25 protein-coding genes are annotated in these 22,894 nt (G+C 63.3%); 12 read left to right on the forward strand and 13 right to left on the reverse strand.

Going from position 1 to position 22,894, the window contains the following annotated elements:
- The first annotated feature begins 206 nt into the window (after positions 1–206).
- Genes NKK47_RS09280 through NKK47_RS09300 form a run of 5 tightly spaced genes read left to right on the forward strand, consistent with a single transcriptional unit; the run spans position 207 to position 5,392 of the window.
- Complete coding sequence (locus NKK47_RS09280) at positions 207–1,220, forward strand: carbohydrate ABC transporter permease (protein ID WP_023680221.1); 1,014 nt, start codon at positions 207–209, stop codon at positions 1,218–1,220.
- 1 nt (position 1,221) lies between these two features.
- Complete coding sequence (locus tag NKK47_RS09285) at positions 1,222–2,376, forward strand: carbohydrate ABC transporter permease (RefSeq protein ID WP_023680222.1); 1,155 nt, start codon at positions 1,222–1,224, stop codon at positions 2,374–2,376.
- Between the two features lie 4 nt (positions 2,377–2,380).
- The gene (gene bglA, locus NKK47_RS09290; RefSeq protein ID WP_352576258.1) at positions 2,381–4,045 is read left to right on the forward strand and encodes a beta-galactosidase BglA; all 1,665 of its coding nucleotides are present in this window, start codon (positions 2,381–2,383) and stop codon (positions 4,043–4,045) included.
- Between the two features lie 25 nt (positions 4,046–4,070).
- Positions 4,071–5,183, forward strand: coding sequence for an ABC transporter ATP-binding protein (locus NKK47_RS09295; RefSeq protein WP_352576260.1), 1,113 nt, complete (start codon positions 4,071–4,073; stop codon positions 5,181–5,183).
- Positions 5,180–5,392: a hypothetical protein gene (locus tag NKK47_RS09300; protein ID WP_352576262.1), complete on the forward strand. Its 213-nt coding sequence runs from the start codon at positions 5,180–5,182 to the stop codon at positions 5,390–5,392. Before NKK47_RS09295 ends, NKK47_RS09300 begins: the two co-directional genes overlap by 4 nt.
- Here NKK47_RS09300 and NKK47_RS09305 read toward each other — a convergent pair.
- The 10 genes from NKK47_RS09305 to NKK47_RS09350 all read right to left on the reverse strand — a co-directional run bounded on the left by NKK47_RS09305 (position 5,389) and on the right by NKK47_RS09350 (position 13,295).
- The gene (locus NKK47_RS09305) at positions 5,389–5,628 is read right to left on the reverse strand and encodes a DUF680 domain-containing protein (RefSeq protein WP_023680225.1); all 240 of its coding nucleotides are present in this window, start codon (positions 5,626–5,628) and stop codon (positions 5,389–5,391) included. The two genes, NKK47_RS09300 and NKK47_RS09305, sit on opposite strands and share 4 nt — an antisense overlap.
- Positions 5,629–5,696: 68 nt before the next feature.
- The gene (locus NKK47_RS09310; RefSeq protein ID WP_352576264.1) at positions 5,697–5,903 is read right to left on the reverse strand and encodes a DUF680 domain-containing protein; all 207 of its coding nucleotides are present in this window, start codon (positions 5,901–5,903) and stop codon (positions 5,697–5,699) included.
- A 71-nt stretch (positions 5,904–5,974) separates the two neighbouring features.
- Positions 5,975–6,178, reverse strand: a complete 204-nt coding sequence (locus NKK47_RS09315) for a DUF680 domain-containing protein (protein WP_023680227.1) — start codon at positions 6,176–6,178, stop codon at positions 5,975–5,977.
- Between the two features lie 443 nt (positions 6,179–6,621).
- Positions 6,622–7,368, reverse strand: a complete 747-nt coding sequence (locus tag NKK47_RS09320) for an FAD-binding oxidoreductase (protein ID WP_023680228.1) — start codon at positions 7,366–7,368, stop codon at positions 6,622–6,624.
- Positions 7,365–7,976, reverse strand: coding sequence for a molybdopterin-dependent oxidoreductase (locus tag NKK47_RS09325; protein ID WP_023680229.1), 612 nt, complete (start codon positions 7,974–7,976; stop codon positions 7,365–7,367). Before NKK47_RS09325 ends, NKK47_RS09320 begins: the two co-directional genes overlap by 4 nt.
- A 133-nt stretch (positions 7,977–8,109) precedes the next feature.
- On the reverse strand, positions 8,110–9,648 hold the full coding sequence (locus NKK47_RS09330) for a DegQ family serine endoprotease (protein ID WP_352576266.1): 1,539 nt from the start codon (positions 9,646–9,648) through the stop codon (positions 8,110–8,112).
- Between the two features lie 356 nt (positions 9,649–10,004).
- The gene (locus NKK47_RS09335; RefSeq protein ID WP_352576268.1) at positions 10,005–10,730 is read right to left on the reverse strand and encodes an MBL fold metallo-hydrolase; all 726 of its coding nucleotides are present in this window, start codon (positions 10,728–10,730) and stop codon (positions 10,005–10,007) included.
- 16 nt (positions 10,731–10,746) lie between these two features.
- Positions 10,747–11,913, reverse strand: coding sequence for a diphosphate--fructose-6-phosphate 1-phosphotransferase (locus NKK47_RS09340; protein ID WP_352576269.1), 1,167 nt, complete (start codon positions 11,911–11,913; stop codon positions 10,747–10,749).
- A gap of 79 nt (positions 11,914–11,992) precedes the next feature.
- A complete protein-coding gene (locus tag NKK47_RS09345) occupies positions 11,993–12,313 on the reverse strand; it encodes a putative quinol monooxygenase (protein WP_023680233.1) in 321 nt (106 codons plus the stop codon).
- A gap of 217 nt (positions 12,314–12,530) precedes the next feature.
- The gene (locus NKK47_RS09350; protein WP_352576271.1) at positions 12,531–13,295 is read right to left on the reverse strand and encodes a L,D-transpeptidase; all 765 of its coding nucleotides are present in this window, start codon (positions 13,293–13,295) and stop codon (positions 12,531–12,533) included.
- 187 nt (positions 13,296–13,482) lie between these two features.
- On the opposite strand from NKK47_RS09350, the gene NKK47_RS09355 reads away from it, so the two are divergent.
- The 3 genes from NKK47_RS09355 (at position 13,483) to xylB (ending at position 17,087) form a co-directional block, all read left to right on the forward strand.
- Positions 13,483–14,106 carry a LysE family translocator gene (locus tag NKK47_RS09355; protein WP_352576272.1) on the forward strand — a complete coding sequence of 208 codons (624 nt, stop codon included), beginning with the start codon at positions 13,483–13,485 and terminating at the stop codon, positions 14,104–14,106.
- A 9-nt stretch (positions 14,107–14,115) separates the two neighbouring features.
- Positions 14,116–15,441: a tetratricopeptide repeat protein gene (locus NKK47_RS09360; protein ID WP_352576274.1), complete on the forward strand. Its 1,326-nt coding sequence runs from the start codon at positions 14,116–14,118 to the stop codon at positions 15,439–15,441.
- Positions 15,442–15,632: 191 nt separating this feature from the next.
- On the forward strand, positions 15,633–17,087 hold the full coding sequence (gene xylB / locus NKK47_RS09365; RefSeq protein ID WP_352576377.1) for a xylulokinase: 1,455 nt from the start codon (positions 15,633–15,635) through the stop codon (positions 17,085–17,087).
- 38 nt (positions 17,088–17,125) lie between these two features.
- Here the strand turns inward: xylB and NKK47_RS09370 are convergent, their stop codons facing one another.
- Positions 17,126–17,488 carry a nuclear transport factor 2 family protein gene (locus NKK47_RS09370; protein WP_352576276.1) on the reverse strand — a complete coding sequence of 121 codons (363 nt, stop codon included), beginning with the start codon at positions 17,486–17,488 and terminating at the stop codon, positions 17,126–17,128.
- Between the two features lie 110 nt (positions 17,489–17,598).
- Here NKK47_RS09370 and xylA point away from each other — a divergent pair, with 110 nt between their 5' ends.
- Entirely contained in the window at positions 17,599–18,924 is a 1,326-nt protein-coding gene (xylA, locus tag NKK47_RS09375; RefSeq protein WP_352576278.1) for a xylose isomerase, read from the forward strand.
- 130 nt (positions 18,925–19,054) lie between these two features.
- On the opposite strand, the gene NKK47_RS09380 is transcribed toward xylA, so the two are convergent.
- Positions 19,055–19,687 (reverse strand): TetR/AcrR family transcriptional regulator, encoded by a 633-nt coding sequence (locus NKK47_RS09380; protein WP_352576280.1) that lies wholly within the window; start codon positions 19,685–19,687, stop codon positions 19,055–19,057.
- A 93-nt stretch (positions 19,688–19,780) separates the two neighbouring features.
- Here NKK47_RS09380 and NKK47_RS09385 point away from each other — a divergent pair, with 93 nt between their 5' ends.
- Complete coding sequence (locus NKK47_RS09385; protein ID WP_352576282.1) at positions 19,781–20,437, forward strand: O-methyltransferase; 657 nt, start codon at positions 19,781–19,783, stop codon at positions 20,435–20,437.
- A gap of 166 nt (positions 20,438–20,603) precedes the next feature.
- Entirely contained in the window at positions 20,604–20,813 is a 210-nt protein-coding gene (locus NKK47_RS09390) for a hypothetical protein (RefSeq protein ID WP_023680243.1), read from the forward strand.
- An 86-nt stretch (positions 20,814–20,899) separates the two neighbouring features.
- Here the strand turns inward: NKK47_RS09390 and NKK47_RS09395 are convergent, their stop codons facing one another.
- On the reverse strand, positions 20,900–21,880 hold the full coding sequence (locus NKK47_RS09395; protein ID WP_352576284.1) for a GlxA family transcriptional regulator: 981 nt from the start codon (positions 21,878–21,880) through the stop codon (positions 20,900–20,902).
- 76 nt (positions 21,881–21,956) lie between these two features.
- On the opposite strand from NKK47_RS09395, the gene bcoG reads away from it, so the two are divergent.
- The gene (gene bcoG, locus NKK47_RS09400; RefSeq protein WP_352576286.1) at positions 21,957–22,868 is read left to right on the forward strand and encodes a 3-dehydrocarnitine:acetyl-CoA trimethylamine transferase BcoG; all 912 of its coding nucleotides are present in this window, start codon (positions 21,957–21,959) and stop codon (positions 22,866–22,868) included.
- Positions 22,869–22,894: the final 26 nt, after the last annotated feature.

Consider the following 22,894-nt stretch of genomic DNA (forward strand, 5'->3'; position numbering starts at 1 on the left):
TGTGATGTGGTCCGGGCCTCAAACGGCCCGGACCCTACCCGGTGCTTGGCGTCGCGTCGATTGTCGTGAGTACAACACATTCCGGCATGACGCGCGCCCAGTGACCTGCTTTCCGGCTGGTCGCGCTCCAGACAACTGAATCGGCGCATGATCCCGTCGCCAAAGCCATTCTCGACTGGCGGATCCGTGCGCAGGGGGAGGGACCCATGGCGGCTCAGATTTTTTCCGCGATATTCGTCATCATCATCGGCGTGGGCGGCTGCGTCGCCTATTTCTGGGGCGCCAACAAGGCACTCGACACGATCTTTCCAGCACGCGGCGTTTCCGGCAAGGCGGCGATTAACAATCTGCGCCGGCAGGGGGTGATCCGACCCTGGCTGTTCGTCGGCCCGGCGATGATCATCCTCACCATTTATCTGATCTACCCGGTGGTGGAGACGCTGAGGCTGTCGTTCCTCGATCGCGGCGGCGCCCATTTCGTCGGCTTGGCCAACTATCAATGGGCGTTCGGCGACCGCGAGTTCCGCAACTCGATCCTCAACAACATCATCTGGCTGGCGGTGGTGCCGGCCGCCTGCACCTTCCTCGGGCTGATCATCGCCGTGCTCACCGACAAGATCTGGTGGGGCACCATCGCCAAGAGCCTGATCTTCCTGCCGCTGGCGATCTCGTTCGTCGGCGCCAGCGTCATCTGGAAATTCATCTACGAATATCGCGGCGACGGGCAGACGCAGATCGGTCTGCTCAACGCCATCATCCAGTATTTCGGCGGCCAGCCGCAGGTCTGGATCTCGCTGCCGTTCTGGAACAACTTCTTCCTGATGGTCATCCTGATCTGGATCCAGACCGGCTTTGCCATGGTCATCCTGTCGTCGGCCTTGCGCGGCATTCCGGAAGAGACGCTGGAAGCCGCCGTCATCGACGGCGCCAACCCTTTCCAGATCTTCTGGAAGATCATGGTGCCGCAGATCTGGGGCACCATCGCCGTGGTCTGGACCACCATCACCATCCTGGTGCTGAAGGTTTTCGACATCGTGCTGACCATGACCAACGGCCAGTGGAACAGCCAGGTGTTGGCCAATCTGATGTTCGACTGGATGTTCCGCGGCGGCGGCGATTTCGGCCGCGGCGCCACCATCGCCATCATCATCATGATCGCAGTCATTCCGATCATGGTCTGGAACATCCGCCAGGCGAACAAAGAGACGGAAGGGCATTGAGATGGCCGCGTCGACCGGAAAGTCCTTTGTCAGCCGTTTCGGCGTCCACATCGCCGTCTTCATCTTCGTTGCGATCTGGACGATCCCGACGCTCGGCATTCTGGTCTCGTCGCTGCGCGACAAGGATCAGATCATCGCTTCGGGCTGGTGGAACTCGTTCACCAGTTCCAGCCAGACGGAAGCCGGCCGGCTGCCGCCAGCCTCGGCGCAGGTCGAGAAGGAGGGCAAGTTCGTCCTGCAAGGCAATATCTTCGGCGACGGCCCGGCCCGCAACATCAGCGCCTTTGGCGTCAAGTCGGCCGCGCCGACGCAATATCCCGCCGGCACGACAGCCGATCTCGGCGACGGCGTCACCCTGCAGCTCAATGCCGACGGCAGTTTCGTCATGACCTCGCCGAAGGCTTTCGAAAGCGAACGCGGCCAGCGCGTCTATTACGCCTCGTCGGCGCCGCCGAAATTCACCACCGACAATTACGACACGGTGCTGTTTTCGGAAGGCATCGGCCGCTCCTTCATGAACTCGCTGACCGTCACCATTCCGGCGACCGTCATCCCGATCCTGATCGCCGCGTTTGCCGCCTACGCGCTGGCCTGGATGCGCTTTCCCGGCCGGGCGCTGCTCATCGCCGTCATCATCGGCCTCCTGGTCGTGCCGCTGCAGATGTCGCTGATCCCGCTGTTGAAGCTCTATAACGGCGTCGGCAGCTTCTTCGGCGTGCCGTCGAAGACCTATCTCGGCATCTGGCTGGCGCATACCGGCTTCGGTCTGCCTTTCGCCATCTATCTGTTGAGGAGCTATATCGCCGGCCTGCCACGCGAGATCATGGAGTCGGCGCGTATCGACGGCGCCAGCGATTTCGAGATCTTCGTCAAGATCGTGCTGCCATTGTCGTTCCCGGTGCTGGCCTCGTTCGCCATCTTCCAGTTTCTCTGGGTGTGGAACGATCTGCTGGTGGCGATGGTTTTCCTTGGTACCGAGGGCGACCAGATCGTGCTGACCGCCAAGCTCAATGCGTTGCTCGGTTCGCGCGGCGGCGACTGGGAGATCCTGACGACATCGGCCTTCGTCACCATCATCGTGCCGCTGATCGTGTTCTTCTCGCTGCAGCGCTATTTCGTCCGCGGGCTGCTTGCCGGCTCGGTGAAAGGAGGTTGAGATCATGCAATCCGCTTTGAAGGCCGCCCCGAAGCCCGATCTCGCGATCGATCGCGACTGGTGGCGAGGTGCCGTGATCTACCAGATCTACCCGCGCAGCTATCAGGATTCGAACGGCGACGGCATCGGCGACCTCAGGGGCATGATCGGCCGGCTGGCCTACATCGCCTCGCTCGGTGTCGACGCCATCTGGATCTCGCCATTCTTCAAATCGCCGATGAAGGATTTTGGCTACGACGTGTCGGATTATTGCGACGTCGATCCGATGTTCGGCACGCTGGCCGACTTCGACGCGCTGACCGCAGAGGCGCATCGGCTTGGCCTCAAGGTGATGATCGACGAGGTGCTCTCGCACACCGCCGACATTCATCCCTGGTTCAAGGAGAGCCGCTCGAGCCGCAGCAATCCAAAAGCCGACTGGTATGTCTGGGCGGATGCCAAGCCGGACGGCACGCCACCCAATAACTGGCTGTCGATCTTCGGCGGCTCGGCCTGGCAGTGGGACACCAGCCGCCAGCAATATTACCTGCATAATTTCCTGGCCGAGCAGCCCGACCTCAATTTCCACAGCCGCGCGGTCCAGGACGCGCTGCTCGACGTCACCCGCTTCTGGCTGGAGCGCGGTGTCGACGGCTTCCGCCTCGATACCATCAATTTCTATTTCCACAGCCAAGGCCTGGAAGACAATCCGCCGCTGCCGCCCGAGCAGCGCAACGACCAGACGGCGCCGGCCGTCAACCCCTACAACTACCAGGACCATCTCTACGACAAGAGCCGGCCTGAAAACCTCGGCTTCCTCGAACGCTTCCGCGCCTTGCTCGACGAATACCCGGCGACGGCCGCGGTTGGCGAGGTCGGCGATTCGCAGCGTGGGCTGGAAGTGGTGGCGGCCTATACGGCCGGCGGCAAGCGCGTGCATATGTGTTACTCCTTCGACTTCCTGGCGCCGGAGAAGATCAGCGCGGCAAAGGTACGCTCGGTGCTGGAAACCTTCGGCAAGGTGGCCAGCGACGGCTGGTCGTGCTGGGCCTTCTCCAACCATGACGTGATGCGTCCCGCCTCGCGCTGGGCAGCCGGCGAGCCCGACCCGACCGCCTACCTCAAGGTCATCTCGGCGCTGCTGATGTCGTTGCGCGGCTCGGTCTGTATCTATCAGGGCGAGGAGCTCGGGCTCAGCGAGGCCGAGCTCAGCTTCGAGGATCTGCAGGACCCATACGGCATCCGCTTCTGGCCTGAATTCAAGGGACGCGACGGCTGCCGTACGCCGATGGTCTGGGACGGCGCTGCCCGCAATGGCGGCTTCTCGACGGCAAAGCCCTGGCTGCCGGTGCCCAGCAAGCACCTTGCGCAAGCCGTCAATGTGCAGCAAGGCGACGACGGCTCGCTGCTCGAGCACTACCGGCGCTTCCTGGCTTTCCGCCGCGCCCATCCGGCACTGGCCAAGGGTGATATCGAGTTCATCGAAAGCGAGGGCGACACCGTCGCCTTCACCCGCCGTGAAGGCAACGAGCAGATCGTCTGCGCCTTCAATCTCGGAGCAAAGCCGGCCGAAGTCGATCTTGGCGGCCGCTCATTGCAGCCCTTGCCGGGACACGGGTTTTCGGGACAGACTGGCGCCGGCACTATCCGCCTCGGCGGCTACGGCGCCTGGTTCGGGCGTATCGACTGAATTCAAGGAAGAACTGGAGGGTACCATGGCCGATGTCACGCTAAGGCAAGTGAGGAAATCATATGGCAATCTCAACATTCTGCACGGCGTCGACCTCGACATAAAATCGGGCGAATTCATCGTCTTCGTCGGTCCCTCTGGTTGCGGCAAGTCGACCTTGCTGCGCTGCATCGCCGGGCTGGAGGAGATCACATCGGGCGAGCTCAAGATCGACGGCGAGATCGTCAACGACGTGCCGCCGTCAAAGCGCGGCATCGCCATGGTGTTCCAGTCCTATGCGCTCTATCCGCACATGACCGTCTACGACAACATGGCCTTCTCGATGAAGATCGGCAAGGAAAGCAAGGCCGAGATCGACAAGCGGGTGCGCCAGGCGGCCGAGATCCTGCAGCTGACCAAATATCTCGACCGCCTGCCCAAGGCGATGTCGGGCGGCCAGCGCCAGCGCGTCGCCATCGGTCGCGCCATCGTGCGCAATCCCAAGGTCTTCCTGTTCGACGAGCCGCTATCCAACCTCGACGCGGCGCTGCGTGTCGCCACCCGCATCGAGATCGCCAAGCTCAAGGAGTCGATGCCGGCCACAACGATGATCTACGTCACCCACGACCAGGTCGAGGCGATGACGCTGGCCGACCGCATCGTAGTGCTGAAGGAAGGCCATATCGAACAGGTCGGCACGCCGATGGAGCTCTACAAGCGGCCCGGCAATCTGTTCGTCGCCCAGTTCATCGGCTCGCCGGCGATGAACATCCTGCCGGCGACGATCGACAAGACCGGCAACCCGACGGTCGTCAGCCATGTCGGCGGCCGCAAGGCAACGGTGCCGATCGCAACGCCTGCGTCGGCGAAAGGTGCTGCGGTGAGCTTCGGGGTGCGGCCGGAGGATCTGATGATTGCCACCCGCGCCGACTATTTGTTCGAAGGGACGGTCGATTACGTCGAGCAGCTCGGCGAGGTCCAGCTCGTCTATGTCGACATCGGCCGCGCCGACCTGCCGCTGGTGACCAAGCTGCCGGGCAATGTCGAGGTCAAGCGCGGAGCGACGCTGCGGCTGACGGCGGACGCCGGCGACCTGCATATTTTCGACGCGGACGGGCGCTCTTTCGCGCTCCATGAAGCAGAAGCAAAGGCGGCTTGAAGCAGGCGTTCTTCCGCCATGCAAAAAACAAGAGCGGCGGGCATGGCCCGCCGCTCTTGTCTGGAATTCCAGTTCGGCCGTTAGAGCGATTCATCGTTTCACGGAACGCCGAACAGCTCTATCTCTTTGTTTTGACACAATTCCCAAGGGAAAGCGCTACGCGCTTTTCCCGGGAAAACCGTTTCACACCTTTCCTGGAATTGCTCTAGTTGTTGCCGAAGAGGTTGCGGTCGGCGCCCTGAGGCGCGGACTTGGGCACATCGCCAGACGAATTCAGCAGCTTGTAGATCGGCGAGTTGCTGTCACGTACCGAATACGTCTGCGTGTTGTCGACGTTGACGGTCGACTGCTTGTTGATGTCGGTCCCGCCAACATTGTCGTTGCGGGCATAAGCGCTGCCGGCGGCAATCAAGAGAGCGGCGGCAGTAAGAACAATCTTTTTCATTTTGGGTACTCCTGGATTTTCGAAATCAAGCGGCGGGCATGCCGCCGCCTTGATGGTGGGATCGGCTGTTAGTTGTTGCCGAAGAGGTTACGGTCGGCGCCCTGGACAACCGGCTGCTTTTCAGCCTGTTCCGACGTCTTGACGGAAGCCGTGTAGGAGCTGTCGACCGAGACAGCAGGCTGGTTGGCTCCGTTGGAACCAAAGTTGTCGCTGCCCGCGAAGGCGCTGCCGGTGATGGCCAAAACGGCGGCGGCAGCAAGAACGATCTTTTTCATCTTAATACTCCTGAATTATTCAGATCCCCGGACGGCGGATATGCCCGCCGCCCTGATGCTGGGATCGACTGTTAGTTGTTGCCGAAGAGGTTACGGTCGGCGCCCTGGACAGGCTGCTGGTCAGCATGAGCCGGCTTCTGAATGGAAGCCGTATACGAGCTGTCGACCGAAGCGGCAGGCTGGTTCGCACCCTTGGAACCAAAGTTGTCGCTGCCAGAGAAGGCGCTGCCGGTGATGGCCAAAACGGCGACGGCGGCAAGAGCGATCTTTTTCATTTTAGTACTCCAGTATCTCAGTTTTTCCGTCCGTCCAGCGGCGTGTCTTGGGAGAAATTCGCGTCGTTCGGACAGCCCCGATGTGGGAAAGGCGATGGCCAGTTTCCAATCACGAAGTTGTTTGGTGTGGACCAAGAATCTACACCTTGAAATTGTGCCAGAGATTCCCTTCGCCACAATTTTATTGCTAAATATCAAGTAGATAGCCCATAGTATCGGTCTGGCTGCAAGGTGACTTGGGGAGGCAGCGTTCACAGCGTCCTGCACGCATTGTCAACAGAAACGAACCGTTCGGTTCGATTTTTTAAACCGATAAAAGTCGCAGCCGAGGCTCCTTTGTCGAATCGTTAACCATTTCGGCCAAACGCGGCGTCGGCGTTGCGGCTGCTTTTGGCCTGCTTTATGCCGCCCAACAAAGGCAGCAACCGGGCAAGCAGAACCGGTCAGACCCCGTAGCGTTCGGTGCGGATGAGTGCCGCAGGCACCCCGGCATCGATCAGTGCCTCGGCGGCGGCCGTCACGAATGCGTTCGAGCCGCAGACAAAGGCGAGCTTCGGCGGCGCGGGCAGCCTCGTCATGGCTTGCACCATCATCGCGGCGTCGACCCGCCGCGCATGATCTGCCGGACGGCGGGCCGGCTCGCGCGTCAGCGTCAGCACCAGGTCGAAGCCATCCCGGCGCTCGGCGAGGTCGATCAACTCGTCGCGAAAGATCACCTCGTCCCAGACCCGCGCCGAAAACACCAAGGTGGCGGCGACCAGCGATCCCCGCATCGCCCGGTGACGGACCATCGACATCAGCGGCACCACGCCCGACCCGCCGCCGACGAGCAGGAGCGGTCCGCCATCGCCGTCGGACCAGACGAAATGGCCGCCGAGCGGCCCGCGCAATTCGACCTCGTCGCCCACCGCCGCGATCTCGTGAAAGAACGGCGAGACCTCGCCGTCCTCGAGTTTTTCAATCGCCAGTTCGATGGTCTCGCCGGTCTCCGGCGCCGAGGCGATGGAGTAGGAGCGGCGCGCCTGATAGCCGTCCGGCGCTGTCAACCTGACATCGACATGCTGTCCGGCATGGTAGACGAAGGGCCGCGACGGCTGCAGGAAAAAGCTGGTGACGCGCGGCGTGCGCTTTTGGATGCGGGTGATGGTGACCGTCTGCCAGGGCGACTGCGCCGCCGGTGCGTCGCTCATGGATCGTTCGTGTAGCGCTGCTCGCGCCACGGATCGCCGTAGATATGATAACCTCGCAATTCCCAGAAACCCGGCTCGTCACGCTCGGTGAACTGCAACCCGTTCAGCCATTTGGCCGATTTCCAGAAATAGAGGTGCGGAACGAGCAGCCGGGCCGGGCCGCCATGATCGGGGGTGATCGGCTTGCCCTCGTAAAGCAGTGCCACCATCGCCTTGCCGCCGGTGAGATCCTTCGTTGGCACATTGGTGGAATAGCCGTCGAAACCCAGCGCCAGCGTGAAGGCGGTGGGCGGCTCGATGCCGGCGTCGGCAAGGATGTCGTCGACCAGCACGCCCTGCCACGCGGTGTCGAACTTGGTCCATGCGGTGACGCAATGGATGTCGCGCGTCATCTTGGTCAAGGGCAGCGCGTTGAACTCGGCCCAGTTCCACTTCTTGATCGGCCGCGGCCCGTGCTTAAGCGTAAACGACCAATCCTCGGTGCGGACATGCGGCGTCGGGCCGGCCGACAGGACCGGGAAACCTTGCTCGAGATATTGCCCCGGCGGGATACGTGCATCCGTATCCGTCGGCGGCTTTCGTCCGGAAGAGAAGCCTCGGGTAACCATCGAGAATATCCGTTTGCGCAAGGTCCAATCGACCTTTGTCAGTTTTCTCGAAGACGCGTGCGCGGGCAACCGAAATCTTGGCTCCGGCCTGGCGGCAATGCTCTACATCGATCTTGGCAGCGCGGCGCCCGCTTCAGCCACTGGCGAAGGGGACGGCGACGAACATCTGGGCGTCGCCACGCTCGACAAGCAGCAGCACCGATTTCTTGCCAGATTTGGCAGCCTGCACAATCGCCTGGTTAGCCTGCCTGGCGTTCCTCACCGGATGCTGGTCGACGGCGACGATGATGTCGCCGGGCTGGATGCCGGAAGCCGATGCCGCCTTGTTCGGGTCGACGCGCTCGACCAGCGCGCCGTGCTGGTTGCCTGCCAGGTTCATTGCCTGGCGCACATCCGGGGTGACGTCCATCAGGCCGAGACCGAGCGCCGGTGCGCGAAGGCCCTGCTCCGTCGACGGCTGACGCCGATCGCCGGTCACCGATCCCGTTGCCATGTCGTCTTCGTTGCGCCCGACCTCGACGGAGATCTGCAGGCTTTGCCCCTGGCGCCAGACATTGAGGGTTTCCCTCGTGCCGGGCGCAACGTCGGCGACGGTGCGCGACAGATCCCTTGGATCCTTTATGTCGCGGCCGGCGAAACTGGTAATGACGTCGCCGGTCTCGATGCCGGCCTTGGCGGCCGGCGATCCGTCGCTGACCTGCGCGACCAGCACGCCGGCTGCGTGATCGAGGCCGATGGCGCTCGCCATGTCAGGCGTCACCGGCTGGATCTGGACGCCGAGATAACCGTACTGGATGGAGCCGCCCTTCATCAGCTTGGCGACGACCTTTTGCGCCTGGTCCGAGGGGATGGCGAAGCCGACGCCGACGCTGCCGCCATTCGGCGAAAAGATCGCCGTGTTGATGCCGACGACATTGCCGTTCACATCCGTTAGCGGGCCGCCGGAATTGCCCCGGTTGATCGGTGCGTCGATCTGGATGAAGTCGTCAAACGGCCCGCTATGCAGGTCGCGGCCGCGCGCCGAGACGATGCCGGCCGTGACCGTAGTGCCAAGGCCGAAAGGATTGCCGAACGCGAGCACCTGGTCGCCCGGCATGAGCTTGTCGGAATCGCCCCATTTGATGATCGGCAAGGGCTTGCCGGCTTTGACCATGAGCACGGCAAGATCGTTCTTGGCGTCATGACCGATCAATTTGGCGGGAAGCTCGGTGCCGTCGTCGAGCGTCACCTTGATCGACTGGGCGCCGTCGACGACGTGATTGTTGGTGACGATGGTGCCGTCGGCGCCGACGATGAAGCCTGAGCCGAGGGCCTCGGTGCGCGGCGCCTGTTCCGGCGGTGTCTTGGGGGCGGGCTGTCCCTGGTCATCGAAGAAATGGCGGAAATAGTCGTCGAAAGGCGAGGTTCCGCCAAAGGGAGAGGCGTCGCTCATGGTGTCCGGCTGTTGTACTTTCATGACCGTCGCGATGGTCACCACTGCCGGTTTGTCGGCCGCCACGACCGGAGCGAACGAACCGCTGGGCGCCGTCATTCCGGTGACAGGTGGGGTCACTGTTGCCGCCAGGACATCATTCAGCCTGGGAGCGAGGGGCAGGGCGAAGGGGCTGACGATCAGCGCGGCGCCCAGCAGAGCGGCGACGCGATGTCTGCGAAGGGTCTGGATTGGTGACATGGCCGTTGTCCGGGCGAGAGATTGATCGGGCGCCGCAGCGTTCCGTCACCGGAATGCTCTATCGGCGTGTCGGCCTTGCCTGTCTCGCCTGGCACGGCGGCCGACCGGATCGACAGCCCCGCATCTAGGCGCCGATCGTGGTTTCCAGATAATATTACGAAGATTTAATTTCCGGCTGGCAGCCGCCTTGCCGGGCTGGCGCCGAAACCCGAAAACAAAAACCCGCCTTGCGGCGGGTCATTGGGGCGAATCAGCACCATACCCAGATTACTAGCATAGCTGCCGGCACAAAGCAAGAACAAAATAGCTGCGCAAGACAAATCGCTTCAGATTTGCGCCGCCTCAGCCGAGGCCTCCTATTCGCCTTTCCGGTCGGTCCGGCTGAGATAGGTGGTGGCGATCTCGCGCATCCGCCTGCCGTCGAAGCTCGGTCCATGACCGCCATGGCCGATGCGGATCGGCAGCTCGAGCAGGCGCTGCATCGTGCGGCGATAGGCGGCACGATCCGAATCCGGCAGGTCGTCGATCAGCATGGCGTCGTAGATGGCGTCGCCGGCAAAGAACAGGCCGTCAGCCTCGTCGAACAGCGCGATCGAATCCGGAGAGTGGCCGGGCAGATGCAGGACGCGGAATTGGCGGTCGCCGAGGTCGATCCTATCGCCCTCGTCCAGGGTCCGGGCCAGAGGCGCCGGCTGAATCCTGTAATCGGCCGCCTTCCAGCCCTTTGCCGGCAGCCTGGAGACGGCGCCTTCCAGATCATGGAACATGTAGGCGTAGGTCACCGCTTCATCCATGCTGTCGAACTGTGCGGCGCTGTGGCGCGGCCCTGCCCGCAACGGAAACTCGTGCAGCGAGCCGACATGATCGAGATGGATATGCGTGGCGACGACGAGCAGCGGCTTGCCGGACGGCGTGTCGATCTGCGGCGCCAGCGGGCAGATCCCCATGCCGGTGTCGACCAGCAGGTCGACATCGCGGCCGCGCAGATGCCAGATGTTGGCGCGCACGAATTCGTGCATGAAGGGCTCGGTCAGCATCGTCGTCTTGGCGTCGACGATGGTTTTGCTGAACCAGCTGTCCATCAGATCAAGGCCGGCATCAGACGAACGGCTTGCCGACCTTGTACTTTTGCGGGACCAGCCGCTTCAGATAGGCCATCCCCGCATCGGACAGCCGGTTGACTTCCGGCAGCATGAAATCATCCGGCATATGGCGCGTCTTGCCGGCGACGTTCTTCAGCGGCACCTTCTTCAGCACGGTTTTCTTGCCGTCATATTGCAGCGCCACCGAACCGCCCCCCTCGTCGGCCACCGTGACCGCGAAGGCACCGGCATCGAAGGCCTCCTGCGCGTCCACCGCGCTGATGGCGCCGACATAGCCGCGCGGCATATAGCCGAGCGCATCGACGCGCGCCCGCTTGCCCGGCAATCCTTCGGCGAGCGCGCGCTCCAAGGCTGCCGGCAGGTCGCTGCCCGACAGCTTGACGTTGCCGTGCTGGTCGCGCTCCAGCCTTTCCGGCGGCACCAGGCTTTCGACCAGCGCTTTGCCGTCGGCGGTGCTGACGCCTTCGGAGACGGCAACGATGCAGCGCTTGTGGCGGTCGAGCGTTGCACGAACGTCGTCGATGAAGCCCGCCGCGGAGAACGGCCGCTCCGGCACGTAGACGAGATGCGGGCCGCTGTCCTGATCGAGCTGCCAGGCCGCGGACGCGGCCGTCAGGAAACCGGCATGCCGCCCCATGACGATGCCGACATAGATGCCCGGCAGAGCGCGGAAATCGAGATCGACCGAAAGGAATGCTCCAGCGACGAACTCGGCCGCCGACATGAAGCCGGGCGTGTGATCGTTCTCCTGGAGATCGTTGTCGATGGTTTTCGCCGCGTGGACGAAGGCGATCTTGCCGCCGGCGGCGTCGGTGAGGATCTGCTGCGTGCCCGAGGTGTCGTTGCCGCCGATATAGATGAAGGCATCGGCGCCGGCGTTCTTCAAGCCGTTGAGGATGAGGTCGCAATAGGCGGCATCCGGCTTGTCGCGCGTCGAACCAAGCGCGGCGCTCGGTGTCGCCGCGATCAGCCGCAGGCGGTCCTCGGGGATGGCGGAAAGATCGACGTAATTGCCGTCACGAATTCCGCGCACGCCGTGGATGGAACCAAGCACCTTGGCGCCGGGATGCCGCTTGCGGATTTCGAGCGTGGCGCCCACCACGGTCTGGTTGATGACGGCGGTCGGGCCGCCGCCTTGCGCGATGACAAAAGTTCCGGCCATTGTTCACGTCTCCCGGGCGGTGAAAATCGCAGGCACATTCGCCTGTCTTGCGGCATCGCGCAACGGCAGAGGCAGTGGGTCAGTTTGAAATCGGGCCACTCTTCGCCTGCAGCGCGATAGGATCCGTTTCGATGAGCCGAAGTGACCTGACCATACTCGCCGTCTGCGCCTTGTATTTGAGAAAGTGCGACGTGGTCAGGTGGGCCTCATAGGCCGCCTGATCGGCGTAGCATTCGATCACGCGCACCTTTTCAGGCGTGCCTTTTACTGCCACCGCATGAAGGAAAAGCACGCCCGGCTCGACGCGTACAGAAGCCTCAATCTCTTCGGCAAGCAGGGCCCTGTAGCTGCCGATCTGCTTAGGATCGATTTCCAGTTCGGCTATCCTGACAATCGGCATCAATTGCTTTCTTGCTTCTTGCAGGGACCACGCATGGTCGGCTTCTCCGCTTCGCTCGCCTCGATCAGTGCAACGATGTCGCGATCTCCCAAAACTTGTCAGTCACACGAGTGGACATGGCTGGGCAAGGCGAAGCGTCGCATGAATTCGCACAAAATGTAGTACATGGGTGTGCAGCGCTAGCCGGCAGAGTAATCGCTCGAGCCTTGGCCGCCGGTCAGACGACGACGACCGGATTCTTCTTGGAGACGCGGCTGTAGAGGTCGATGATGTCCTGGTTGATCAGGCGCACGCAGCCCGACGACATCGCCTGGCCGATGCTCCACCATTCGGGCGAGCCGTGGATGCGATAGCCGGTGTCGCTGCCGTTCTGATAGATGTAGAGGGCACGCGCGCCGAGCGGATTGTCGAGGCCGCCCGGCTGTCCGCGTTGCCATTTCACCAGTTCCGGCCTGCGGGCGATCATCTCGGGCGGCGGGGTCCAGACCGGCCATTCCTTGCCGTACTGGATGTTGGCGCGGCCCGACCAGCGGAACCCGTCCTTGCCGATGCCGACGCCGTAACGGATCGCATCGCCGCCAGGCTGCACCAGATAGAGCAGCCGTTCCTGCGAGTGAACGACGATGGTGCCGGGTTGCTCGCCGGTCGGATCGACGACGATCTGGCGGCGGAACTCCGGCTTGACCTTGAGATAGGGCACTTCCGGCACATTGAAGCCACCGTCGGTGAGCGAAGCGTACATCACGTCGGGGCTGGTGATGTTCTTGTCGACGCTGATACTCGGACGGATGGGCCGGATCGAGCCGGTGGTGACGTCGTCGAGCTGCAGCGACGGCAGATCCAGCGTCTGGCTGCAGCCGGCGACGCCGAGCAGCGCCAGCGCACCGGCGCCGGACAGCACCGTGCGACGGGAAAGCTGTATTTCGGTTTCGATTGCGTCGCCATTATGCGGCAGCGACAGACCGTGCGGCAACTCACGCATTTACCCAAACCCCACGCTATCGGCGGGAAACACGATCCGGCCGGATAGCAGGCATTTTCACCAATCATGGTTGAAAAAGCGTGAAGGCCGGCCGCCTGGCGTTAACGAGGGGCTTTTTCGATTTTGCCTCTTTACATCTGCGCGAGGCCAAGGATTTATCCTCTTCTTTGAGCTCAAGGAGAAGAAAATGTCCTTCGAAAACTGGGCCGCCTTTGCCGCCGCCTCGGCAGTCCTTCTGGTCATTCCGGGCCCGACCATCCTGCTGGTGGTTTCCTATGCGCTCGGCCAGGGCTGGCGCACCGCGCTGCCGATGGCAGTCGGCGTGGCGCTCGGCGACTTCACCGCGATGACACTGTCGATGCTGGGTATCGGGGCGCTGCTGGCGGCGTCCGCCACCGTGTTTACCGTGCTGAAGGTGATCGGCGCAGGCTATCTGATCTATCTCGGCATCAAGCTGTTTCGCGCCGGCGGCGCGCTCCGGGCCGAACCGCGCACCGATGCGGTGTCACCGGCGAAAATGACGGCGCATGCCTGGCTGGTTACCGCGCTCAATCCGAAAAGCATCACCTTTTTCGTCGCCTTCCTGCCGCAGTTCCTCGACCGGCATGCGGATTTCTGGGCACAGATGCTGATCTTCGAGACGACCTTCCTGGCGCTCGCCTTCGCCAATGCCTTCGGTTATGCGCTGATCGCGGTAAGGGCGCGCAACGTGGTGCGCAATCCAAAGGCGATCCGCATCTTCAACCGCACCGGCGGCACGCTGCTGGTCAGCGCCGGGATCGCGACAGTGGCGATGCGCTCGGGCAACTGAGGACAGACCATGGCGGTGAGCGATGCATTCGGCCTGACACTGTCTGGCGCGACGGAGGCCGGGCTCTCGTCCTACAGCCGGGCTGTTCGCGAATTGCAGTGCTTCATCGGCGATCCGGTCGGTTCCATTGACCGGGCAATCGCCGAAGATCCCGGCTTCGTCATGGCGCATGTGTTCAAGGGTTATCTCTTTGGCCTCGCCACCGAGCGCGAAGCGACGGCAGTGGCCAAGGCATGTCACGAGGCAGCGCTGCCACTTGCCGCGACAACGCGCGAGCAGGCGCATGTCGCCGCCCTTGGCCACCTTGCGGATGGACGCTGGCACGAGGCCGCCCGCGTGCTGGAGGATATCGCCATCGAGTTTCCGCTCGATGCGCTGGCGCTGCAGACCGGCCACCAGATCGACTTCTTCACCGGCAATGCGCGCATGCTGCGCGACCGCATCGGCCGCGCGCTGCCGTCCTGGCAGAGCGGCATGCCGGGCTATCACGCCATACTCGGGATGCAGGCCTTCGGGCTGGAAGAAATGGGCGACTACGCGCGCGCCGAAAAACTTGGCCGCACGGCGGTGGATCTCGAGCCGCGCGACGGCTGGGCCCAGCATGCGGTGGCCCATGTCATGGAGATGCAGAGCCGGCAGAAGGCCGGCATTCTGTGGATGCGCGCCAATCCCGAAGCTTGGACCCGGGAAAGCTTCCTGCAGGTGCATAATTGGTGGCATCTGGCGCTGTTCCATTATGATCTCGGCGAGACCGACGAGGTGCTGGCGCTCTACGACGGGCCGATCTATGGCGAGCGCTCGACGCTGGCGCTCAACATGGTCGATGCCTCGGCGATCCTGTGGCGGCTGCATCTCGGCGGCGTCGATGTCGGCGAGCGCTGGACGGCACTCGCCGCCAACTGGTTGCCCAAGGCGAGCGCCGGCCATTATGCCTTCAATGACGCCCACGCGATGATGGCGTTTGTCGGCGCCGGCCTCGAAGCGCCGGCCCGCGGCTTGCTCGAGGCGCAGCGCGAGGCGATGCGCGGCAAGGACGACAACGCTGCTTTCACCAGGGATGTCGGCCATCCCCTGACGCTCGCCATCAAGGCATTCGGCGAGGGCAATTATGCCGGGACGATACGCCTGATCCGGCCGATCCGGGCAATCGCCCATCGCTTCGGCGGCAGCCACGCACAACGCGACGTCATCGACCTGACGCTGATCGAAGCGGCATTGCGTTCCGGTGACGGCGCGCTGGCGAGGGCGCTTGCGGCGGAACGCGCGCTGGCACGGCCGGACAGCCCGTTGTCGGCATTGTTTTCACGGCGTGCAACCGCTCTCGCGGCGAATTGACCAAGGCCACATCTTGCCTTAAAAACTGCCCCGACCAGATTTTTTCGAGCGTCGAAAAAATCTTCGCGTGTTGACCGGGGTGCGTTTCCGGCGGCACGATTGCCGGGATATCTTCGCCGCCCGTGTCACAGGACTGGGCGGGGAAGCAAGAAAGACCGTCGCCGCCAGGCATGACGGACATGGGAGGAAACATGTATCTCGGCCTCGATCTCGGCACGTCGGGCGTCAAGGCGCTGCTGATCGATGCAAGGCAGAGCATCGTCGGTTCCGGCCATGCGCCGCTCGACGTGTCGCGCCCGCATCCCGGCTGGTCCGAGCAGAACCCGGCCGACTGGATCCGCGCCTGCGAAGCGGCGGTCGGCGAGCTGCGGTCAATGCATGCGAAGGAACTCGCGGCGGTCAAAGGCATCGGCCTTTCCGGCCATATGCATGGCGCCACTCTGCTCGATGCAGCCGACCAGGTGCTGCGCCCCTGCATTCTATGGAACGACACACGCAGCCACGCCGAGGCGGCCGCGCTCGATGCCGACCCGCGCTTTCGCAAGCTGACCGGCAACATCGTCTTTCCCGGTTTCACCGCGCCGAAGCTGGCCTGGGTCAGGAACAACGAACCGGCTGTTTTCGCCAAGGTGGCAAGGGTCCTGCTGCCGAAGGACTTTTTGCGGCTCTGGCTCGCCGGCGAGCATATTTCGGAAATGTCGGATTCGGCTGGCACGTCGTGGCTCGATGTCGGCAGACGAGCCTGGTCCGCCGAACTGCTCGCCGCCACATCGCTCGACGAAAGCCAGATGCCGTCATTGGTCGAAGGCACGGCCAAGGCCGGTGCCTTGCGCGCCGAACTGGCCGCGAAATGGGGCATGCAGGCGGGCATCCCGATCGCCGGCGGTGCCGGCGACAATGCGGCTTCGGCCTGCGGCATGGGCACAGTCGGCGCCGGGCAGGCGTTCGTCTCGCTCGGCACGTCGGGCGTGCTTTTTGCCGCCAACGCGTCCTATCTGCCCAATCCGGAAAGCGCCGTGCATACCTTCTGCCACGCACTGCCCGGCACCTGGCACCACATGGGCGTCATCCTGTCGGCAACCGATTCGCTCAACTGGCTGTCGGGGATCGCTGGAAAAAGCGCCGGCGAGTTGACCGCCGAACTCGGCGATGCGCTGCAGGCACCGACCGGTGTCTCCTTCCTGCCGTACCTGTCAGGCGAGCGGACGCCTCACAATGATTCCGCCATTCGGGGCGCCTTTACCGGACTTGCCCACGAGTCCGGCCGCGCGGCGCTGACCCAGGCCGTGCTCGAAGGCGTCGCCTTCGCTTTCCGCGACAGCCTCGAAGCGCTGGCCAAAGCCGGCACGACGCTGACCCGGGTGACGGCGATCGGCGGCGGCTCGCGCTCGCGCTACTGGCTGAAGGCCATCGCCACCGCGCTTGGCCTGCCAGTCGATATTCCAGCCGACGGCGATTTCGGCGCCGCCTTCGGTGCGGCCCGGCTTGGCCTGATTGGGGCGACGGGCGCCGATCCGCGCGCCGTGTGCACGGCGCCGGCGACGGACGCCACGGTCGAGCCGGTCGCCGCCCTCGGCGATGCCTATGCGGATGCCTATCAGCGCTACCGCCAGCTTTACCCAGCGATCAGGAGCGCCACGGCGTGAGCGGTTTCCCGCCCTCGCCGTGGCCTGCCGAGAAGGCCTCACTGTGCCGGCACCTTGTCGAGAAAGCCGGTGACGCTTTTCAGCCGGCCATTTTCGATGACGCCGATATCGGTGCCTTCGATGACGGATTCGGTGCCGTCCGGCCCGAGGTTCCAGGAGAAGCGGATGGTATCGGCGAAGCCGTCCGGCTTGCCTTTCAGCGAGAACCTGAAGCCGGCAAAGCGCTGCTGCACGCCGTCGATCAGCGCCGCGATGCCGTCATGGCCGTCGCCCCGCATGATCGGATCGCGATAGCCGACGTCCTCGGTGAAGGTTGCCTCGAGCAAGGCTTTTCTGCGCGCGGCGTCGTTCTCGTTCCAGGCGGCGATGTAGTTTTCGGCAATGGTGTTGAGGTCGGTCATGGTCTGTCTCCTTCGTTGGGTGGCTTTGACATGAGCCTTTTCGACCAGCGTCAGCGCGAAACCAATTACGCCTGAGGTAATCAGGCCGGACCATGCGAGAGGAAAAGAACATGAGCAGCGGTTTTTTCGGCGACATCCAACAGATCAAATATGACGGACCGGATTCGACCAATCCGCTGGCCTACCGGTTCTACAATCCCGACGAGATTGTCGCCGGCAAGCGGCTGGAAGACCATCTGCGCTTTGCCGTCGCTTATTGGCATTCCTTTGCCTGGCCGGGCGGCGATCCGTTCGGCGGCCAGACATTTGACCGGCCGTGGTTTCCGAAGGCCGGCAGCACCGACACCATGGAGTTGGCCAAGCTCAAGGCCGACGTCGCCTTCGAGATGTTTTCGTTGCTGGGTGCGCCTTATTTCTGCTTCCACGATGCTGACGTGCGGCCGGAGGGCCGGGACTTTTCCGAAAGTGCGGCGCGGCTCGACGAGATCGCCGATTACTTCTCGGGAAAGATGAAGCAGACCGGCGTCAAGCTGTTGTGGGGCACGGCCAACCTGTTCTCCAACCGCCGCTTCATGTCAGGCGCCGCCACCAATCCCGATCCGGACGTCTTTGCCTATTCGGCGGCGACGGTGAAACACTGCATCGACGTCACCAAGCGTCTGAACGGCGAGAACTACGTGCTGTGGGGCGGCCGCGAGGGCTATGAGACGCTGCTCAACACCGACCTTGCCCGCGAGCAGGAACAGGCCGGCCGTTTCCTCAATCTGGTCGTCGATTACAAGCACAGGATCGGCTTCGAAGGCACCATCCTGATCGAGCCGAAGCCGCAGGAGCCAACCAAGCACCAGTACGATTACGACGTCGCCACCGTCTATGGCTTCCTCAAGCGTTTCGGACTGGAGAATGAGGTCAAGCTCAACATCGAGCAGGGCCACGCCATCCTGGCCGGCCATTCGTTCGAACATGAACTGGCGCTGGCCAATGCGCTCGGCATTTTCGGTTCGATCGATATGAACCGCAACGACTACCAGTCGGGCTGGGATACCGACCAGTTCCCCAACAATGTACCGGAGATGGCGCTCGCCTATTATCAGGTGCTGCAGGCCGGCGGCTTCAAGACCGGCGGCACCAATTTCGACGCCAAGCTCAGGCGCCAGTCGCTCGATCCGCAGGACCTGCTGATTGGCCACATCGGCGGCATGGATTGTTGCGCCCGCGGCCTCAAGGCGGCGGCACGCATGGTCGAGGACAAGGCGCTGTCCGCCCCGCTCGCCGAGCGCTATGCCGGCTGGGATTCGGCCGAGGCCAAGGCGATGCTTGCCGGCAAGCGCACGCTGGAGGAAATCGCCGAGCGCGTCGTCAAGGAGAAGATCGAGCCGCAGCCCAGATCCGGCCGCCAGGAATTGCTCGAAAACATCGTCAATCGGTACGTCTGAGGCGTACCCGGTTCGCGGCCGCATTGTTCGAACGGCCGCGGATAAAGGCGGCTTTCCGCGGGGCTGAAACCAACAAGGTTTGCCCCGTGCGAAACTTCGCCCTGCTTGCTGACCGGGCCTGGCATTTGCCTTAGCCGTGATTGAGGCCTCTCAGGTAGGCGCAGAGCATGTCGGCCATGGCGTCGGCGTAGGCTTCAATCTCCATCGAGGTTCGAGGCGCCTCCGAGAACTGTTTCCCCACCGTGCTCAGCGTCGTCATGATCAGGTCGCCGGCCAATTCGCGAGTCACTTGCGAGGCGTTGGGCAACGCCTCCTGCATGAAGAGCTGGATGGTGCGGTCTCCGGACGCCCTTGCCGCCTGCGCCTCAGGCGCGTCGCGATAAAGCGGGGCGGCGTCGTCGAGCGCCACACGCACAGCAGCCTCGTCACACTCCGAGCGGAGGAAGGCGTGGACCAGGTCGCGCAGCCGGTCAAGCGGCGGTTTCCTGATATCCTCGAGGATATCGCGCAGCAAACTGGTCGTCTGCCGCCATTCGTCGCTCTGGAGCCGGAACAGGATCGCCGCCTTGTTCGGAAAATACTGATACAGCGATCCGACACTGACGCCGGCCTTCTCGGCCACCCGCGCCGTGGTGAAGCGCTGCGCGCCTTCTTTCGCCAAAACCTGAACAGCAGCCTGCAAAATCGCAGCGACGAGCTCCGTCGAGCGGGCCTGCCTCGGCTGTTTTCGCGAGGAAATCCGCGGACTTCGGTGATCGCTCATTGAGAGCCGCGCCAATGCGATTAGTGAATGCGAATGATTAGTCGTATTTTGAGTGCCGCACAAGAACGCATTCAATTCCGACTGGAGACCGATATGACCACACTGACGACAACGCCGCTCGCGCCCCTGCTGGACCGCCTGTTCGAGGAAGCCGCTGCCGCAACGAGCCCCGCGGTGGCGGAACTCTCCGCCGAGGAGCGGAGCCGCCTCATTCGAAGCAAGACCGAATACCTCGATTTCTATGGGCGGCTAAAGGACCTCTGGCTTCCCGTCTCGCGAGAGACCGGCATGCTGCTCTACATGCTGGCACGAGGCAGCGGCGCAAGGACGATCGTTGAATTTGGAACCTCGTTCGGCATCTCGACCCTGCACCTTGCCGCAGCCTTGCGGGACAATGGCGGCGGCCGCCTGATCACCAGCGAGTTCGAGCCATCCAAGGTCGCGCGCGCGAGGAGTAACCTGACAGCAGGCGGTCTCATTGACATGGTGGAAATCCGCGAAGGAGACGCGCTGCAAACATTAAGCGTCGATCTTCCCGAAAGCGTCGACCTGCTTCTGCTCGACGGCGCCAAAGCGCTCTATCCCGAGATCTTGAGTCTGGTTGAAAGCCGCCTCAGGCCGGGCGCCTTCGTCGTTGCCGACAACGCAGATCTTTGCCCCGAATACCTCGAGCGGGTGCGCTCGACCGGGAGTGGCTACATGTCCACGCCGTTCGGCGAGGATGTTGAACTGTCGATGCGGCTTGGCTGAAGCACTGCCTGACCTGCCGGAACGATCGTGCCCAAGATGGGCGGCGGCGGACAAAACTTTGCCCGGCATCGCCCATCAATCGCCTCGCTCTTGCCTTCAAACAGCCGTCACGAACCTCCTATAGTGTGGTTCGTGGCGGGATTCAGAAAGAAGGAGGCGAAACGATATGCAGCACGAACGCGAAATCGACGCCCTGCTCTCATCTGGCGAGGCTGGATCGATCATCGACCGGCTGATGGCGCTGCCGCACCCGAAACAAGGTGCGCTGAGTGCAAACGAATGGGATCGCGCGGTCGCCAGCCGCTTCGAGACCCATCTTGCGAGACAGATGCGCTCGCAGATCGACGGCAGCAGCGACCGCCAGGACGCTGCCTGATCTACCTTTGTCTATGCATGTCGTTATCCCAAAACCGCTCCGCACCCTCGGGTCAAGCCCGTGGCCAAGCTTTTGGGCGACATGCATTATCCCCGACGCAGCCTGACCGGCGCTTCGCCGAACGCTCTTGAAAACGCTCTGGAAAATGCCGCGGCGGACGAAAACCCCGTTCGCCCGGCAATGTCCGCCATGGCGATGCGCGTGTCGACCACCAGCCGGCGCGCGGCGCCGAGGCGCAGCCTGAGGTAATAAGCGCCGGGCGTTTCGCCGATCGACTTGCGAAAGATGCTTTCCAGCGTCCGTGCCGTCACCCCGGCGCGCTTTGCCACGGCGGTGATAGTCAGCGGCTGGTCGACATGCGCTTCCATCAGCCGAATGGCTTGCGCCAGCCTGGGATCGTAGCCGTCGAGACGGCCGAGCGAGACCAGCGGTTGCGCGTCCGTCGCGGCGCGCGCCTGATCGTAGATGAAGACGCTCGCGACATCTAGCGCCACGGCCATGCCGAGCCGCGTGCGAATCAGATGCAGCATCAGGTCGAAGGTCGGCGAGGCGCCGCCGGTGGTGAACACGGGGCCATCGATGACGTAGCGGTCGGGGCGCACGTCGACGCCGGGAAAGGCCGACGAGAAATCCTCCATGTCCTCCCAGTGGGTGGTGGCGCTGCGCCCCTCCAGCAGACCCGCGCGGGCAACCAGCCAGGTGCCGGCCTCGACGCCGCCGCAGGCGCGTGCCGCGCGCGCCGCCCGGCGCAGTCCGGACAGCAGGGCCGATGTGGCGTAGTTCTGCGTGCCGAAGCCGGCGACGACGACCAGCATATCGGTTGTGTCAGCCGCATCGAAGCGGCCGCTGACCGCCACCGGCAGGCCGCATGTGGTGACCGGCGCCTCGCCTGTCACCGAGACCAGCCTGAAATCAAACAGCGTCTCACCGGCAATGCGGTTGGCGGCGCGCAACGGATCGACGGCCGACGCGACGCACATGATCGACGAGCCGGAGAATACCAGCAGCGTTACCTTGAGCGGCAAACGCTCGGCCCGAAAGATCGTCGGTTTTTCGTTTTTGGTCACACGATCTTCGTAAAACGCAAAACAGTTTCCGGCAAGTCAGGCATTCTTGCCCTACGTTCTATTGGGAGAGAGTCCGATGCCGTTAGCGATGAACCGTGAGGTTTTCATTACCTGTGCCGTGACCGGGTCCGGCGGTTCGCAGGACCGCAGCCCGCATGTGCCGCGCTCGCCCAGAGAGATCGCCGATTCGGCTATCGAGGCGGCACAGGCAGGTGCTGCAATCGTGCACTGCCATGTGCGCGATCCCGAGACCGGCAAGCCTAGGCGCGACGTGCATCTCTATCGCGAAGTAACCGAGCGCATCCGCGCGGCGGACGTCGACGTGGTGCTGAACCTGACCGCCGGCATGGGGGGTGACATGGTATTCGGCCCGCCGGAGAAGCCGCTGCCGCTGAACGAAAAAGGCACGGACATGGGCGGCGCGAGCAACCGCATGGAACATGTGAGCCAGTGCCTGCCGGAAATCTGCACGCTCGATTGCGGCACCATGAATTTCGCCGAGGCCGATTATGTCATGACCAATACGCCCGGCATGCTGCGTGCCATGGGCGGCATGATGACGGCGCTCGGCGTCAAGCCGGAGATCGAGGCCTTCGACACCGGGCATCTGTGGTTCGCCAAGCAATTGGTCGAGGAAGAAGTGCTGAAGCCGGACGCGCTGGTGCAATTGTGCATGGGCGTGCCGTGGGGCGCGCCGGACGACCTCAACACCTTCATGGCCATGGTCAACAATGTACCGTCGACCTGGAACTGGTCGGCCTTTGCCATTGGCCGCAACCAGATGGCCTATGTCGCAGCCGCGGTGCTGGCCGGCGGCAATGTCCGCGTCGGACTGGAGGATAATCTCTGGCTCGACAAGGGCGTGCTGGCGACCAATGCGCAGCTGGTCGAGCGGGCGGTCAGCATCGTGTCGAATATGGGCGCCAGGGTCATCGGCCCGGACGAAGTCCGCAAGAAGCTGAACCTGACGAAGCGCGCACCGCTTTGAAAGCCGGTAGCCGGTTGGGAGGAGCC

The sequence above is a fragment of the Mesorhizobium sp. M0019 genome, assembly GCF_040323975.1.
Lineage (GTDB): Bacteria > Pseudomonadota > Alphaproteobacteria > Rhizobiales > Rhizobiaceae > Mesorhizobium.